The sequence below is a fragment of the Dictyobacter halimunensis genome, assembly GCF_036245075.1.
The window spans coordinates 139,713-156,790 of the sequence record NZ_BSRI01000002.1 but is presented as its reverse complement, the minus strand read 5'-3'; the positions used below and the strand labels follow the sequence as shown (position 1 = coordinate 156,790).

13 protein-coding genes are annotated in these 17,078 nt (G+C 51.4%); 7 read left to right on the top strand and 6 right to left on the bottom strand.

Annotated features, from left to right (window positions below; translation table 11 throughout):
- Positions 1–134 precede the first annotated feature (134 nt).
- Positions 135–1,592, top strand: coding sequence for an acyltransferase family protein (locus AABA21_RS14755; protein WP_338251332.1), 1,458 nt, complete (start codon positions 135–137; stop codon positions 1,590–1,592).
- A gap of 36 nt (positions 1,593–1,628) precedes the next feature.
- Here the strand turns inward: AABA21_RS14755 and AABA21_RS14750 are convergent, their stop codons facing one another.
- Positions 1,629–4,547 (bottom strand): GAF domain-containing protein, encoded by a 2,919-nt coding sequence (locus AABA21_RS14750; RefSeq protein WP_338251330.1) that lies wholly within the window; start codon positions 4,545–4,547, stop codon positions 1,629–1,631.
- A gap of 551 nt (positions 4,548–5,098) precedes the next feature.
- Between AABA21_RS14750 and AABA21_RS14745 the strand changes: the two genes are divergently transcribed.
- Positions 5,099–5,707: a hypothetical protein gene (locus AABA21_RS14745; RefSeq protein ID WP_338251328.1), complete on the top strand. Its 609-nt coding sequence runs from the start codon at positions 5,099–5,101 to the stop codon at positions 5,705–5,707.
- On the opposite strand, the gene AABA21_RS14740 is transcribed toward AABA21_RS14745, so the two are convergent.
- A complete protein-coding gene (locus tag AABA21_RS14740; RefSeq protein WP_338251326.1) occupies positions 5,654–6,907 on the bottom strand; it encodes a YihY/virulence factor BrkB family protein in 1,254 nt (417 codons plus the stop codon). The genes AABA21_RS14745 and AABA21_RS14740 overlap by 54 nt on opposite strands.
- A 272-nt stretch (positions 6,908–7,179) precedes the next feature.
- Between AABA21_RS14740 and AABA21_RS14735 the strand changes: the two genes are divergently transcribed.
- Positions 7,180–7,464, top strand: a complete 285-nt coding sequence (locus tag AABA21_RS14735; RefSeq protein WP_338251324.1) for a J domain-containing protein — start codon at positions 7,180–7,182, stop codon at positions 7,462–7,464.
- Between the two features lie 23 nt (positions 7,465–7,487).
- On the opposite strand, the gene AABA21_RS14730 is transcribed toward AABA21_RS14735, so the two are convergent.
- Entirely contained in the window at positions 7,488–8,213 is a 726-nt protein-coding gene (locus AABA21_RS14730; protein WP_338251322.1) for a zinc ribbon domain-containing protein, read from the bottom strand.
- Between the two features lie 631 nt (positions 8,214–8,844).
- On the opposite strand from AABA21_RS14730, the gene AABA21_RS14725 reads away from it, so the two are divergent.
- Both AABA21_RS14725 and AABA21_RS14720 read left to right on the top strand, forming a co-directional pair.
- Positions 8,845–10,833 carry a DNA gyrase/topoisomerase IV subunit B gene (locus tag AABA21_RS14725; protein WP_338251320.1) on the top strand — a complete coding sequence of 663 codons (1,989 nt, stop codon included), beginning with the start codon at positions 8,845–8,847 and terminating at the stop codon, positions 10,831–10,833.
- A 72-nt stretch (positions 10,834–10,905) separates the two neighbouring features.
- Positions 10,906–13,332, top strand: coding sequence for a DNA gyrase/topoisomerase IV subunit A (locus AABA21_RS14720; protein WP_338251318.1), 2,427 nt, complete (start codon positions 10,906–10,908; stop codon positions 13,330–13,332).
- 148 nt (positions 13,333–13,480) lie between these two features.
- On the opposite strand, the gene AABA21_RS14715 is transcribed toward AABA21_RS14720, so the two are convergent.
- Together AABA21_RS14715 and AABA21_RS14710 are read right to left on the bottom strand one after the other, a co-directional pair.
- Positions 13,481–13,966 (bottom strand): DinB family protein, encoded by a 486-nt coding sequence (locus tag AABA21_RS14715; protein ID WP_338251316.1) that lies wholly within the window; start codon positions 13,964–13,966, stop codon positions 13,481–13,483.
- Between the two features lie 153 nt (positions 13,967–14,119).
- Complete coding sequence (locus AABA21_RS14710; protein WP_338251314.1) at positions 14,120–14,464, bottom strand: DUF4342 domain-containing protein; 345 nt, start codon at positions 14,462–14,464, stop codon at positions 14,120–14,122.
- A gap of 341 nt (positions 14,465–14,805) precedes the next feature.
- Here AABA21_RS14710 and AABA21_RS14705 point away from each other — a divergent pair, with 341 nt between their 5' ends.
- Positions 14,806–15,219: an EVE domain-containing protein gene (locus AABA21_RS14705; protein WP_338251312.1), complete on the top strand. Its 414-nt coding sequence runs from the start codon at positions 14,806–14,808 to the stop codon at positions 15,217–15,219.
- A gap of 58 nt (positions 15,220–15,277) precedes the next feature.
- A complete protein-coding gene (locus AABA21_RS14700; RefSeq protein ID WP_338251310.1) occupies positions 15,278–16,120 on the top strand; it encodes an aminotransferase class IV in 843 nt (280 codons plus the stop codon).
- Between the two features lie 77 nt (positions 16,121–16,197).
- Here AABA21_RS14700 and AABA21_RS14695 read toward each other — a convergent pair whose 3' ends face one another.
- Positions 16,198–16,821 carry a helix-hairpin-helix domain-containing protein gene (locus AABA21_RS14695; protein ID WP_338251308.1) on the bottom strand — a complete coding sequence of 208 codons (624 nt, stop codon included), beginning with the start codon at positions 16,819–16,821 and terminating at the stop codon, positions 16,198–16,200.
- Positions 16,822–17,078 lie beyond the last annotated feature (257 nt).

Sequence of the window (17,078 nt, the reverse complement as noted above, 5' to 3'; positions counted from 1 at the left end):
TTTATGGTCTATATTGTTCCTTCGCACCTGCCGCATCAACACACGATTAATAAAATTTCTCTCGTGCTTTACAATAAAAATAAAGTAAAAATGTGTGATGCAAGATCAATGGTCGTGTAAAGGATGGTACCGAGATGTGGTGGAGGAATGCATCGGCGACGCCGATGGCTCATGATCTTATGCGCGGCATGCGCGCATGGAGCCAGTCTGTAACCTCCTCACTTGAGGATGGCAAGCAGAAAAAAACAATTTATGCGCTGGATGGTGTTCGTGCTCTGGCCTGTCTGGGTGTCGTCAGTTTTCACTTAAATCTCTGGGCCTACATCGGTCACGTCTGGTCTCCATTTCTGGACGACTTCGGAGCTATGGTAAGCTCGCTGGCTTTGATCGGCGAGACAGGCGTGCTGCTTTTTTTTATCCTATCGGGTTTTCTACTTTTCCTCCCCTATGCCAAAGCCATGTTGTTTGATGGTGCGTGGCCTTCTTTGAGGCGCTTTTATATCCGCCGCATATTTCGTATCCTGCCCGGTTATTATGTCGCCCTCTTTTTGATGCTTCTCTACCTCAATCCGGACTATCTACGTGCCGCTAATTGGGATAAGCTGTTGCTCTTTCTGACGTTTCGCATGGATTTTCCGGTCACCTATCAGCAGTTGAATGCTCCTTTCTGGACGCTGGCCATCGAGTTTCAATTTTACCTGCTCCTGCCATTGGCCGCCTGGCTGATGGGTCGCATAGTACGTGGAGGATCATTGCGCCTGCGCCTGTTCAAGATGAGCTTGTGTTTAACCCTCTTACTGGCCTGGGGATTTCTGACACGCTACTGGGGATTTAAACTGGCCGATACCTATCAACTGGATGCCATTGTGCCGCATAGCTTCGCGCAGCTGCTTAGACCATACATCTTTGGGACGGTTGGCAAGTTTTTCGAATCATTCGCCATCGGTATGTTTGTGTGTATGTTGTATGTATATCTGAACAACATACCCCACTCGGCCACACGCAAGCGGCATCTGGAGCGCTCCAGTCCTGTGCTGCTCCTGCTAGGACTGGTCCTCTTATTTGGCGTGAATATCTGGCATTATTATGTGATCTACATGATTCATCGCGCCTTTCATTTTCTTGACCCCTACCAGGATTTTATGGAAAGCTATCGCGACATTGTGATGCAGGATGGTTTTTCTATCGCCTATGGCATGATTTTATTCGCCATTCTGCATGGTTCGCGCAGATTGCAGAGGCCATTTGAATGGACGCCGTTGCGCTGGATCGGGCTTGTTTCGTTTAGTCTGTACATGTGGCATGATCCATTTGTCATTTATTTTTTGAGCGGGCTCTTGCCACGCTTTCAGGCTCTGGGCTGGAGCGGCACGGCGCAATATGCCTCCTATGTGTTGTGGGTGGGAGTGACGACGATCCCGCTAGCATTTACGCTGTATCGCTGGGTAGAACTTCCTGGTATGCGCCTGGGTGAGAAATTATGTAAACTTATTGATCGTACACCGCGCGAGCTTGTTGCTATACCAGAGCCAGTGCCTGCCAGAGAGTTGCCGATGGCGCTCTCTAGCTCATCTTCAAGCACCAAAAATTAATTGCGGATATGCCAGGCGATGGTGTCGGGGATATATTTATGTCGAAGAGGACTCTTTTTCGAAGCACGGCAGTTTGACCGTAAAACGGCTTCCTTCGCCGGCAATACCACTACTCTCTACCTCAATGGTACCATCATGCAGGCGTAAAAACTCCGCGACCACATAGAGACCGAGTCCGACTCCACGGGCCTGGCTATGGCTGATGTTGGGAGCGCGATAGAAGCGCTCAAAAAGATGCTGTTGCGCCTGCACCGGGACGCCGATGCCCTTATCGGCGATCGTCACTTCGATTTGAGTTGTTGTGCCGTTGCGCCGAGGCTGAGCCATCGTGATGGTAATGGGGCCGCCATCGGGACTATACTTAATGGCGTTTTGGAGCAGATTAACAAAGATTTGCTGAAGCCGGGCGCGATCACCGCGTATGGTATATGGTTGATGGGCCCTGGCTATGTTCAGGCTAATATGATGGATAGACGAAGTTGCGCTCTGGCTATGGACCGCTTCCTTCAACAGATCAGCCAGATTGAGCTCTTCTGAGTTGAGCTCAATCTGGCCACGATTGAGCCGCGTCACCTCTAAAAATGTATTGACAATATTTGTCAACTGGCGCGTCTGCTCCTCAATGTATGAAATACTTTCATTAAGGCGCTCTTTGAGCTCTGGTACAACCTCCACAGCTTTTCCAAGTAAGCGGGACATCATCTGGCTATGGGCCAGGATAATGGTCAAAGGGGTTCGAAACTCATGGGCCGTAATGGCCAAAAACTCATCCTTGAGCGCGTTGGATTCGCGCATCGTCGCTTCATTGGTACGGGCTATCTCCGCCTCCTTCTGCCAGCGTGTCTGCTCAATGGCCAGGGCCGCGAACTGCGCGATCCCCTCCACCACAGCCATATCCCAGGCGTTAAAGCCTGGGGCAGGAAGAGGACGGGTCGCGCCTGGTGTGCGCGTGGTGGTTTTCTTATAGTGGGTTGAGCGATCGAGCAGCATCATGCCGAGCAGATGTTTGTTGTGCGTGATCGGGGTAGCCAGTACCAGGGTCTGATTGATGATTTCAGAATGCTCCTGCGCTGATATGACATGCTCCTCGCTCACCAGGGTGGCATGGCCTTCTCTCAACTGCTCCTGAATGCCATGATGGTGATTGGCATCTGGCGAAAACCAGCCCGCATGTTCATCAAGCCAGGCTTTAGCCTCATCCTCCACAAAGCCAATAGCTAGCAGCGGCACAAAGTCCTGTTGCTCCTCCTGATAGATCTGCACCACTCCACGCTCGCAATTGAGCGCGGTCAGCGTCATAGCGAGGACACGATAGAGGATCTCCTTGATATCGGTAATGCCGGAGACCGCTTCTGCCGCGTGCAGCATGGTATCCAGGGCGCGACGAATGCGGCGTTCAACCCTGACCTGTTCGGTAATGTCACGAAAAGCGCTGACGATACCGATCTTCTGCAGATTGTTATCGAGTAGTGGTTCAATATTGACCTCAATGGCCTGCTCGGCTCCATCATGGGAGGTATCCAGGTAACGTTCACCGCGGACACGTTCGCCATGTAACGCCCTGGTAAGTGGAAAGTGCTCGGGGGCAATCTGTTGACCAGTGAGTGTATAAACCGGATGATGCTGCAGGTAGTCTGCGAGCTGCTTTTGGGTTTTGCCGGTGAGTCCCAGAAAGCGTTCAGCGTTTTCATTGCTGAGCATGACTTTGCCCTGCGTATCGCACACGATCAGCCCCTCGGTCATGGCGTTGAACACCGCGTTCAGGGTATTGGCTCGTTCATTAGCCAGGGCTTGCACCCTTTGTGATTCGGCTAAGTGGTGTGCTTTCTCAATCGCGAGTGCGCAATGGGCGGCGATATCTTGCGCAAAGGCAAGATATCCTGAGGAAGGCGGCCTGGGTGTCTGGCTATAATTAACAAATGCAAAGCCGACGCAATGTTTATCATGGTTGGGCGAGCATTCCTGTTGGTGCATGAGCTGATAATGTGTTCCGCCAACCAGTAAAGGAATGATCAGGATATTACGCATCTTCAGGTGGTCAAACCAGGATTGTTCGGCCTGAGTGAGCTGCTCTTGATGCATAAATACAGGATGTTGTTGACCGATCGCAGCGCAGCAATTCGCAAATGTTGTGATCAGGGCGGGGGGCGCGTTGGACACGAGCGGAAGGCAGGAGCGATTCGTTAGTACCAGTTGATTGTGTTCGAGCAGAGCGATAGCAGCCTGATCCGTGTGAAGTCCTCGCGCCAGATGTTGGACGGCAACTTCCAGTACATCGGGGAGGTTATCGCCGGAATTGACCGCCATGGCGACTTGATAAATAGATTGTGCTCTTTCAATCAATCGTTCTGCGCGCTTGCGCTCTATTTGAGCTTCCTGATAGAGACGCGCATTATCAATAGCTACCGCAGCCTGCTGGCCGATCGCGCGCGCCATCTGTAACTGATCACTGCTGAACTCTGTACACTGCCCCGGATTGTCGAGCGACATCATGCCGACCGGCCGATCCTCTCGGATAAGCGCGACCAATAAGACCGAGCGTACAAAAAACTTTTCCGCCAGCGGCAGCAGGGTTGTCTCAGTGGAAAGATCGGGGAGGGAGAGCAAGCCATTGGCACGTAATAATTGCTGGATGACAGGGTTATCGAAGGCGATCGAGCTATGGCGCCACACGCGGTCGGCGGCCTGTAAAACGTTGCTTTTAATGTTGAGGGTTGACATATGATAGGCGGATGGAAGAAATGTGGTGTGGGAATCATCGAGGAGCCAGACCGTGCAGCGAGAGACGTCGCAGACCTCGGTGGCACGCCTTACAAGCACCTGCAGAATGCGTGTGGGATCCAATGAAGAGGCCAGTAATTCTGCCAAATCTCGTAACAGTTCACTTTCGCGCAAAGCTTTGCGTAGGCGGTTTTGCTCCTGGTTATCCGCAGATGAGAAACGTTTACTTTGCATATATGTTGACCTCTTATAAGAAATGCTATCAAAGCATAAAGACAGGGAGATGTATTGTCAGCAACGGTGCAAGCCATGTCTGTACGAGGTTTTGTCTTGTTGAGTCAAAGTGTAGCAGATCCATCTACTTCGCGTCAAGAAATGCGCCAATGCGGTCAAAAGGATCTGACGCTATGCCGGTGTCGTGGTGGTATTATGGCGTGCATGCTATAATACCGCCACGACACCGGCATGGTGAGCGAACGCCGTAAGAGGTCAAATGAGGAGATGTTATGGGTATGTATATGGGGATCGACTGTTTACCCGCGGGCTGGAGAAGTTGCCTGGCACAAGACGAAACTCCCTTAGAATGGAAGCACTTTCAGGATGTGGAAACGCTGCAAACCTATCTGAGACAGGCTTGTTCTCGTTATCCTGAAGTCAGGATAGCGGTTGCCACGCCTTGCGAGGGCCGGTTTGTATCTTTACATCAGCAATGTGGGGTGCCCGTAAAGGTGGGAAAGCCCTGTGAAGATGTACTCTCTATCCTTCTCCCTCAGCAGAGTTACCTATTGCCTTCTATTCAATACCTGCCCACAATCGCGGCACATAGACGCGTAATGCGCCCGGGTCTTGGGTCATCTACCACTCTGTGCCGCATCGTGTATCTGCTCTATCAGATGAGGAAGCAGGATGCTCCATGGTTGGAGCTGACCTTCTACTACCTGGAGCTGCTGGACAACGCCTATCGGCTGGCGGTTTTACAGCATGGACAGTTGGTGGATGGAACTGGTGAATGGCGAGTATTGCTGGGAGCGGATGATGGGGAAGTGGATAGCCAGAGGAGAAACGGTGTAGAGAAGCAGGCCCTTCTGGAACAGCTGACGAGAGAGCTGGCTGCCATGCTGACGATTCATCACATAGAAGATATTGTTGTATTGGATTACGCCAGCCAACCAGCATCCTCGCAGAAAGAGATGGTCATCGATCACTTTGCTGATCGCTATCGATTTTTTCACTATCCACCCGTAGCGTCTGAACTCAGAGGCTTTGAAGCCGCGCAGGGGGCCGCTCTATGCGCGTATGGATTGAGTCGGCCCGGCCTGGCTGCGGAGGTTGTGCGGCGGTTATTTGCCACCACTACGAATGCGGAACATCTCAATGACCATTGCCAGCAATGATCCAGCGACCACCGCCAGTGTGGTAGAGCCTTTGCCTGGCTGCTTGTTTTTATCTTTATCTTTCTGTTGTGCCTGCCTCAACTGACGACGACTAAGTTGTTGCTGGAGCTGCATATTGCGCTGCTGATTTTTTTCTTCTTGCTGGCGTGTGCGCGCAATGTGGGTATAGTCGGCGCGATCCGTAGGCTGTGAGTCGACATGGCTCGGAGACTCTGCCTCCGGACGATCCTGATTCAACTTGCCACCCATCGTGCTCACGAAGGTTGCCAGATCATTGGGCAGAGGGCGAACTTTCTCGAAGAAAAAGGCGTTCACTTCCGCGCCCAGTATCAGGATGATCGCGAAGTAGTAGAAGAATACCAGCAGCACGACCGCGAAGCCGATCTGTCCCTGATAGTTTCCCATAAAGCGAGACGTATAGAACGGAAACAGCGCGATAAAGATTTCCAGCAAGACGGCAGAGGCGATAGCCCCCTGCCAGCTATTGCGGGGATTGATGCGTTGATTGGGCACAATTATATAGATCGCTTCAAACAACAGAAATGCAGCGATCAGGCCACCGATATAGCCTCCTATCTGAATAGTGATTGGATTGTCGGCCAGGGTTGATAGAAACGGAATAGCCTTTAGCGCCGGGTTATTGCCAACGATATTGAGCATTATCGAAGGAAGGGTCGCCGCAAAGACCATAATAGGGATAAGGAAGGTGAAGATCAGCATCATGCCAATGGCGATCGCGTTTTGCCTCAAGGCAGGCCGGGGGCGTACGCGATAGATGATATCCAGTACATGCTCGATGGCTACGAAGAGGCGTGAGCCGCCAAAGACAGCCAGCACAACGGCCAGAATAGCCAGGAAGCCAGCCGACTTGGCCAGGCGGTCCGTAACACTGGCAATCAGATCCTTCTGTGCCGCACCCAGTCCAGGGATTTTACTGAGCGCATCAAGGATGTTGGCGCTATGCTGCGTACCTGGAATGGCCATGAAGACAAAGCCTAAAATTGCCACTATCGCGATGGCGATGGGAAGCATCGCGGTGAGCAGACTATAGGCCAGCGCGCCTGAAAAGGTCGTTCCCCAATCATTGCTAAACTTGCGCAAAAACAGCTGCATTGGTTTCGTTTGTTTTTCAGCTGTAGATATCACATCCTCGGATGTTGATTTGAGTGAATTATCCTTATTAGAATTCTCACTTGCCATAGAAACACCTCACTTATAGCTGGTAAAAGAGTATTTGGGATAATACCTGCGTAAAATGGTCTGTTGTCAGCAGAAATAGCTAGTTATATCGCGTGAAATGTCAGGCCATCCGGGCAGTCGGGTGTCTATTCAAGACCCGAGGCTATAGAACTTCTATTCCTGCTATGTATTTTACGGGTGATACCGGATAGGCGTTTCATTGTATGGAAGAATAGCGTATAGTATAGACATACGTAACAATTGTATCTGCCCGATGAGTAGAAAAGAAGAAAATGAGCTCACAACCACCTAGATCTTTTGTCTTTTTATTATGGGATGTGGTACGAATGGGGGTGCGGACGTTCTGGCAGAGCGGTGTTAATCCCGCTCGTCCAATTTTGCAGCGGCAACAGGCCCTGGCCGTTCTGGGATTGCCTGCGAATGCAACCCCAGAACAGATTAAGCGACGTTATCGAAAACTGGCGAAACGTCATCATCCTGATTGTGGAGGGGATCCTAAAGAAATGCAGCGTATTATTGCTGCCTATGAATACCTGGTGAAAGAACATGTCAGGTAAGATAGGCAGGTTGTGGTGATCTATTATGCCAGGCGCGCTCCACAGGTATTACAGAACCGTTTGCCGGGACGACAGCGTGCTCCACATTGATCGCAGAAGATAGCCTCTGGTTGCCCTGGTGGGGGCGCGGGAGTAGGATTGACGACGCGCTGTTGAACTGGTGGTTGCTGAGGAGCAGCCGGTGCCTGAGGCGAATAAGAAGGCTGGACAGGGGCGGCTGGTGATGAACTGGCGGGCTGCTGCGCTGATCCAGCAGGCTGCTGGCTGCCGGATTCCTGAACCGACTGGATTGTTCCATGAATGGTTTTGGCCGCTTTTACCGCCATGCCACCCAGTGTACTGGCAATCTTCAATCCTTTGGCGATATCGTCCATATCTTTCTGCAGCCGGTGGGTAGGGGGCAGCAGCGTAGAATCTGAAACTTTCGAAAAAGAATTAGGGCCGACCTGTATGCCAGAGCCATCAGGAGTAAGGTGAGCTTGCTCGCTGCCGCCGTTATTAAATTGCAGATAGACCAGCAAATCCTGCTGCGTATACGTCCCTTCCATGCGCGTTTCAGGTGCCGCAGATGAAACCTGCTGACCTTTGAGCAATGATTGAGCGGCATTGGCTGCGCGGCTCCGGGTTTGCGTCGTCATGACAAAGCTACCATTTGATTGAAGCACCAGTCGATCGATGCGGGACGTAAAGTAATCCAGCCCAACCCCCGAACTATGCACGCATTCATATTGACCAACAATAGGTTTCATATTGTTGACCCCCCCTTATTCCCAGGAATATTGTAGTAAGAAAGAACTATTATATACTATAGCACTTTCCTGGCGTGCGCGTCCGCTGCGCGGCCGCGCGGTTTTTTAGTTGTCACCGCGGGGGCGCATCCGCGCCCCCGCGGTGACAACTAAGTATAGTATGTTCATGCATGAATTTGGGATTTTCGCGGCCACACGCCTGATGCACCACATAAATTATAGTAGTGTATTACATGGAGTGCACGTCAGAGCACTCCATGTAATAACTCAAAAATAGCCCAAAGGGGTAGAGTTATTGATCATTTGGCGAGTCGTTTTATAATGTTCAATGCCGCAGCTCACGAGAGCATTTCCATTTTCATTTTTGAGGACAAGAATAGAGACGTACAGACCTTGTGAGAACAGATGATCAAATTTTTATTGGGGATTAGAACTTTTGGTCCAATCCCATCTTGACTTTCAGGAATGAAGGCTGTATGCTGAATAAGCAATCAAAGCATTCTGAAGAGAGGTAAAAGGGTAGATGTTTCGTTCCCCCAATGCACTCCCTCCTCTACGAGATGAGTCGGATGCCACACATGAGCAACTCTCTCTCTTTGACACGAGGAGAACAGGTGAACATACTGAAGAAATGATTTCAAATAAAACAGAAACAAAACAAGTGACACGCACCAGGAAGAGTGCAACAACCTATTCGTCAGCAGATATCCAGGTACTTGAAGGTATTGCTGCTATCCGACATCGCCCGGGCATGTATATCGGTGCTACGTCTACCTCTGGACTGATCCACCTGATCTGGGAAGCACTAGACAATGCTGTAGATGAAGCGGTCGCGGGATATGGTAAACACATCTGGGTACAGATCGACCAGGATGGGTGGGTGACGGTTCGCGACGAAGGGCGCGGTATGCCTTTCGATCCCATGCTTTATCAGGGAGAATATTTGCCAGCAGCCACCGTTATTTTGACGGTACCTCATTCGGGTGGAAAATTTGCTGAGGGGGCATACAAGACGGCGGGTGGTCTGCACGGCGTGGGCTCGACAGTTATTAACGCGCTCTCCGAAAAGCTGGAATTGACGATCTGGAAAGATGGTCAGCAATTTTATCAAACCTTTAGTCGTGGGACGGCTATGCCGCACCAGATTACGCCGTGCGATCCCAAACTTCACGGCACCCAGTTGCGCTGGTTATACGATAGCTCGATCTTTGATCCTGATGTGTATTATTCTCTGGAATCATTAGAGAGCCGTCTCAAAGCGGCCACCTATCTTAATCGCGGCGTTACTTTCCATCTCCAGGCATGGGACGACGCCACAAGCGAGCAGGTAGAGCGCGTCTTTTATTCACGCGACGGCTTGCCCGATTATGTACGCGACCTGGCGACGACCACTAATACGCCATTATTCAAGCATGTCATCAGCATCATGAAAGAGAAAGATGAAGTGCGGGTCGAGGTTGCCTTGCAGCCAACGTCTGGCTATAAAATCTCCATGTACAGCTATGCCAATGCGGTGAGAACACGCGATGGAGGGGTACATGAAACCGGTTTTAAAGCCGCGCTCACCAAAGTCGTGAATGACTATGCGCTCAAATGGAACATCATTAAAAACCGCGAACGCGATGGATTTCGGCCAGAAGTGATCCAGCAAGGATTAAACGTCGTCATCTCGGTGAAGCTCACCAACCCACAATTCCAGGGGCAGACCAAGGATCGTCTGAACAATGCTCCTGTCGAGGGCCTGGTGCGCTCCGTGGTCGATGAGGGTCTCAAAGACTGGTTTGAGTCCAATGTTAGTGCCGGCAAAGAGTGGCTCAAGAAAATCCAACAGATGCAGAAGGCCCGCAATGAGGCGCAACTGGTGGAGGAACTGGCGCGGGCGGGCACCAAAAAGAACGGCGAACTGATCGACACCACTCTGTCGAAGAAGTTCCTGCGCTGCAACACCAGTGATGCCTCGCGTGCCGAGCTCTTTATCGTAGAGGGTGATTCCGCCGGTGGTAGTGCTGGTCAGGGTCGTTTCTCGGACTTCCAGGCCGTGCTCAAGCTGAAGGGAAAGCCATTAAACGTGGCCAAGGCCGACCTGAAGAGCATCGTTGAAAACGAGGAGATTCGCACCATTATCAATGTGCTAGGCACTGGTACGCGTGACACATTTGACCTTAGCCGTCTCAAATTCAGTCGCATTATTATCGCCACCGATGCCGACGTGGATGGGCTGCACATCCAATGCCTGCTGTTAACCCTGTTCCACCAGGAATTCAGCGACCTGATCGAGTCTGGACATGTCTATATCGCCTGTCCACCGCTCTATTCGGTCAAATACAAAAACAAGGTGCACTGGCTCCTGGATGACGAGGCACGTATCCAATTTATTCGCCTGCATCCAGATGCGCAGAATCTCGAGTTCAAGCGTTTTAAAGGCCTGGGTGAGATGAATCCCAAAGAATTGCGCGACACCACCCTGGATCCCGCAAGGCGGATGCTCAAGCGTGTCACCATGGAAGATGGCGTCCTGGCAGCCAGGCTCGTTGCAGAACTGATGGAAGATAAGAATGCGGAGCGTAGACGCACATTCCTGGCCGAACATTCCCGCAAAATTAAGGAACTGGACGTATAACAGATGGCTAGTAATATAACGGAAACAGATTCTTCTGGAACAGGAATTATCCGCGAAGATTTTTCTGTAATTATGTCGCAAGCCTTTGCGACCTATGGACTTTCGGTGGTTACCGATCGTGCCCTGCCCGATGCGCGTGACGGCCTCAAGCCTGTCCAGCGACGTATTCTGGCGGGGATGCTTGACGCACGCTATCTCGCGTCGCGACCCACGGTCAAGAGTGCTGAAGTTGTGGGACTGATCCTCGGTAACTACCATCCTCATGGTGATGTTTCGGTGTACGAAGCGGCGGCCCGCATGTCGCAGCCCTTTACCATGCGTTATCCTTTGATCGAGGGTCAGGGCAATATGGGAAGTGAAGATGGCGATGCGCCCGCCGCCTATCGCTATACTGAGATGCGGCTCTCGCCGCTGGCAGAAGCCTTGATGGCGGATATCGAGCGCGATACCGTGCCGCTACACCCTACCTACAAGCAAGATCCAAAGGTGCAGGAGCCAGATTACCTGCCTGGTCGCATCCCGCCTATTGTCAATCCTTCAAGCGGCATCGCCGTTGGACTCTCCACCAACATCCCTCCCCATAATCTAGGCGAGGTGATGCGAGCCTGTATTGCTCTGCTGGATCATCCTGATATGACTGTTGAGCAGATCATGACCTATATCCAGGGACCAGATTTTTCGCAGGGCGGTCGCGTTATCGGCATTGATGGTATTAAGGATTATTTCACCACCGGTAAAGGACGCATCATTGTGCGCGCGGATGTGCGGCTGGAAGAGACGCCACGCAGTCGCTCGCTGATCGTTACCCAGATTCCCCCCATCGGTCGTGATAAGCTCAAAACCTCCATCGTCAAAGCGATCAACGCGCGCAAACTCGAAGGCCTGATGCCCGATCTGCGCGATGAGAGTGACACTGAAAAAGGGACACGTATCGTGCTGGAACTGCGTAAAGATGCTGACGCCGCGCAAACGTTGATGCAGCTTTTCAAAGAGACAGATCTGCAGATCGCGCTCTCGTTCCAGATGGTCTTTCTCTTTGGTGAGTCGATGCAGCCCGGTCGGCAGCCAAAGCAGGTGGGTGTCGTTGAACTCCTCAACTACTGGAATGGGCATCAGATCGATGTCTTTACCCGGCGCACACAGTACGATCTACGCAAGGCTCAGGAACGTCTGCACGTGGTTGAGGGACTTGTGATAGGCGCCGCCAATGCCGAGCAGATCGTCAAGATCTTTCAGCAGGCTGAAGATCGGACCGCGGCTCGCAGAGAGATCGAGGCCCGTTACAAGCTTACCGCTATCCAGTCGGATGTGATCGCCTCGATGACCCTATCTCAGGTAACGCGTCTGGATAGCAGCAAGTACGCACGCGAACGAGAAGAGCTCCAAACACGCATTCAAGAGCTGCAGTACCTGCTCGCTGACCGCAAGGCTCTGATTTCTGCCTTAAAAAAAGAGATGCAGCAGCTCATCAAGCAATTTGGTGATGAGAGACGCACCATCATTGATGCTGAAAATCATGTGCTGACACCGATTGAGAAGGTTGAGAGCCTCCACGAGCGCGAACCCTTGCTGATCGGCTTTACCCGCAACAACGCCTTAAAGGCGTTGCCTATAGACGCGTACAGGCCGAAAGGCAAAAACGGCAATGCAGTCTATACACCGGTGCGGGGAGACGAGCAGCTGCGCCAGCTGGTCGCGGCAACCACGCAGGACTACCTGTTATGTGTCTGCTCAAGCGGTCGGGTCTGCCAGATCGCTACACACCGCATCCCGGTCACCACGCGCTCGCAAAAGGGTGAGCTCATTCACGATCTGTTGAGGCTGTCTCCCAATGAAGAGGTGGTCAGTGTGCTTCCGGTGGATGCTTATGACGAGGACCGCTACCTGGTCATCTTTAGCGCTTCGGGTAAGGTCAAGAAATCACCCCTGAGTGAGTACAAGGCGACCGATGTTGATGGCATTCAGGATATGAAGCTGGCCGATGGTGACACGGTGGCTACCGCCCTGATCTCTTATGGGCGTGGAGAATATGTTGTTTCGACCGATAATGCCCTGACGTTACGCTTTAGCGATGAGCAGCTGCGCAGCCAGGGACGTGGCGGCCAGGGGGTTGCTGCGATCGCCCTGAATAAGGGCGGCACCGTTGTAAGCGCCTCTTATCTGGATAGTGAGCCGGCCATTGAAGCCGATCGCGACATCTTTAGTGTGACCAACCTGCTGGTAGTTACCGAGGGTGGAAAAGCCAAAAAGGTCCCAATCGGTCAGTTCGCCCCAAAAGGACGAGCGACCGCTGGCGTTCTTACCATTGAACTGCCCGCCAACGATCATGTGGTACAGACCATGCTGACGCAAGAAGACGATACCTTCTTGATCATCGTGGCAAATGGCAAGAATGAACAGGCTATCGTCAAGAAGGCCGCCGATATTAAAACCTTTTTGCGACCCCATGCAGGCGAAGCGATCGTCACTGGACCCGTACATAGAATCATCAAATTATGAGTGCTGCCGCGACCCCGAACCGTAGGTTCGGCCCTCGCGGCCGATTTCCGCTTCACGTGCACCCATGTTCACCAAAAGTGAGGGCCATGGAAACGCACGTGTGATGCATATTCGTGCGGCGAGGAGAAATCGGCCGCGAGGGCCGAACCTACGGGTGGCCTGTCGTTGTCAGGGCTTGCTTGACGCGCTCTATCTGCTGCAGATGGATTTCTCCATGTTCGAGATATGTCTGGAAGAGGTCATAGAGGCTGAGCTTACCGCTTTCAGTGTGGGTGCTGGTCAGCTCCCACGACTGGGAAGGTAGAAGGGCGAGCAAAGCCGCGCTGGAGGCGCGGAGATCTGTAAACAGCTGCAGAGCCAGGCGATAATCCTGCTGGCGGTAGAAAAGCGTTTTGCTCCATGCATCTTCATCATAAACTGCCAGGATAGAATCTCGTTCCGCCAGTGTTTTGCGTAGTCGCCAGAAGCCAACCGCTTCGCTGTCAGCCAGGTGAATAATAACTTCATGAATGGTCCATTCACCCTTAATGGGTGTCTGTAGAAGTTGTGCTTCGGTCAATCCTTCGATTGCCCTGGCAATCTGTGTTGGAATAGCCGCATATTGTTCCAGTTGTTTACTTGTAGCAACGGGCATACACAGAATATCCTTTCCACTATGCAAGTATTACAAATATCGTCGTCACCTTGTTATTATATACCATTACGCTGAGCTTCTATAGAAGCGAAAAAGCCCCGGCGGAAGAGAGTTTTCCGCCGGGGCTTTTTCGCTTCTATTTGATGTGGTTGCTTAGAGGGTGGCGCCACCGTCGAGCTTTACTTCGTCAAGGCTATGCTCACTGGTCGAATCGGCGGTAGCTGGTGCATCGGTACGAACCACCTCAATCGAGCACTGGCCGATCAATGCGCCCAGAACACCCAGGGCCGCCCAGACGGGCGCGATGGCGATACTGGCAACACCAAGGGTCAGTGGAAACTCAATGATGGAGCGGCCTTCCTGCTTGATGATGATGCGGCGTACATTGCCCTCATGGACAAGTTCTTTTACTTTGGCCAGTAGCTGCTCACCAACAACTTGTAGTTCTTCTACTCCGTAGCCTGGTTTGGGTTCGAGATTGGGATCTGTCTGAGTCATACTAAAAGTTTCTCCTTATGTGCGTCTACAATAACGCTTCCGATAGAATCTTCAACAATATTTAGTAGATGCGTAAACAGATGTATCCTCGTAGAAGCAACCGGCGCCTGGTTTGTTTTACGATGAATATGAATGTCATCATTTTGTTGACTACACCTTGTATACGTAACAGAACGGCTTTTGGTTAGATAAATCCGCATGCATTTTTGTAGGAATTTTTCGTGGTGGCTATATACGCCTGTATTTTTGTTTGCTATGATGAAATTATGATTATATACTGCATCCTCGTGACACAATAGTTTGTGAGCAGAGAGAGACGAGGATGTAGAGAAGGAATGTAGATGGCGTATTTTTTAGCAAAAACTGATCCAGAGACATATTCAATCGAGCGTTTTGCGTCGGAGAAAGAGACGGTTTGGGACGGCGTACGTAATGCGCAGGCTGTTCGTGTGATTCAAGCTATGAATACCGGCGATAAGGTTTTGATTTATCATAGTAAGAGTGACGCGGCGATCGTTGGACTGGCCCGCGTGACCTCTGATCCGCGTCCAGCTGTTGATGATGCCAGAAGCTGGGTGGTCGATATGGCCTTCGTACGCCAGTTTCAGCAGCCGGTCACCCTGAAAACGATTAAAGAGACCCATCTTTTTGATGATTGGAGCCTGATCCGTCAGAGCAGGCTTTCAACGATGGCTGTACCCGACATGTTTGTAGCCTGGTTTCAAGAACATTATCCAGCCAATACATTAGCTTGATGATAATCCAGATATGTCTAGCGCGGCTGCTATAGCCGTTAGGAAAGAGGTAAGAGCTATGGATGAGCAGGCATGGTGGTATGTCAACGGCAACTGGGTGCACCCGCATGAAGCGAGCATCTCGATCAATGATGTTGGGGTTCTACGTGGCTATAGTGTCTTTGAGTCATTACGCACCTATCATCGCCGTCCATTCCACCTGGATGAGCACCTGCAGCGTTTATATCGTTCAGCCCAATTGATCGAATTGGATGTTACCTTTTCTTTTGACGTTTTGAGGAACATTGTGCTGGATAGTATTGAGCGCAATACGTACGAACACGCCACTATTCGCCTGTTGGTGACAGGTGGTATTAGCGAAGACGGTGTGTTGCCCGCCGGTCAATCCGGACTGGCCGTCATGGTTACGCCGCTGGCTGAGAGAGATATGGAGCGCTTTAGCCGGGGCTGCAAGCTGATCACGACCCATCTCACACGCGCCATACCTGAGGCCAAAACGTCTAACTATATCTCTGCGATTCAAGCACTGAAAGAGGCGGCCCTGCAGAAGGCCAGCGACGCGCTCTTCGTTAATGAGCATGGTCACGTGTTGGAAAGCACCAGGAGTAATTTCTTTGTCTTTCACGGCGACACATTGGTTACGCCTCAGAGTGATGTGCTCATTGGCGTGACCAGGAATGCCGTCTTAGAGCTCGCGCGTAGGAGGTTCACTGTTGAAGAGCGTCCCATTCACCTTCATGAACTGGCCAGCATCGATGAAGCGTTTATTACCTCATCTTCAAAAGAGATCACACCAGTGGTGCAGATCAACGATATAGTGATTGGAAATGGAAAACCAGGCGCGCGTACTTATGAACTGGAGCAGCGCTTTATTGAAATGATAGAGCAGGGAAATTTTTAAGATTTCTCCTCCACGTACGAAAACGTCCCTCGTAGGTTCGTGCGTGGAGGAGAAACCGGGCACGGAGTCCGAAGCTATCAGGCTGCGCCACGCGGAGCGCTATGATTGGCCGCTCCGTTCTTTGGCAGTAGTTGTTCGGCGGCCGCTTTCAAGCGCGCCTCGCTACGAGGACCAAATCCCGGCAGCCTGCGAATGCGCTGTTGTTGGGCCGCCCACCACAGCTTTTCGACCGAATCGATCCCTAATTCTTGATGGAGTCGAATAGCGGTATAGGGACCGATATGTTCGATGGACATCAATGCACGGACTCCATGAGGGAGGGTGTCCATACAAAATCCGTTGTTGATGGTCATAGTACCAGACTCGACCAGTTCCCGGATACGGCCACGCAGGCGTGTACCGAGGCCGGCAATGGGTAGCTGCTCTCCACGCGCCAGGATATCGGCGGCGGGCTCATCAAGCTCTAAAACGCCGCGGGCAGCGTTGCGATACGCCTGAATGCGATAGACATTGCTATTTTGCGCGGAAAGCATATCAGCGATCTCTGAGAGCACCTCCGCAATCTGACGATTGGTAATTTTTGGAGCCGGTTCCGGCTCTTTTTCCATACCTGGCAACGTAAGCTGAGCAGTATTTTTGCTAGATCTGGGCAGAAGCGTTGGCATGATATGAACCGTCTGGGTAATTTGCATAATACTCATATACGTTGCTCCCCCCTGTTCGATGTGTAACGTCCTATCTATATAGGGAATTCTTTTCCTGGCTAGTAAAAATGGAGAACATACGAGGAACGAATGATGAAAATGTATAAGAAAATGAATGCTTAAGTATTCGAAATCTTGTTCTAATTATAGCATTTTTTCGAGCTTACGTCAAATAAAATCTCACCCTGTCAGGGCTGGATACAGGCGGGTCGAGACAAGATGAGAATACGTATTTGGTCGCTTATAGTTGAGGA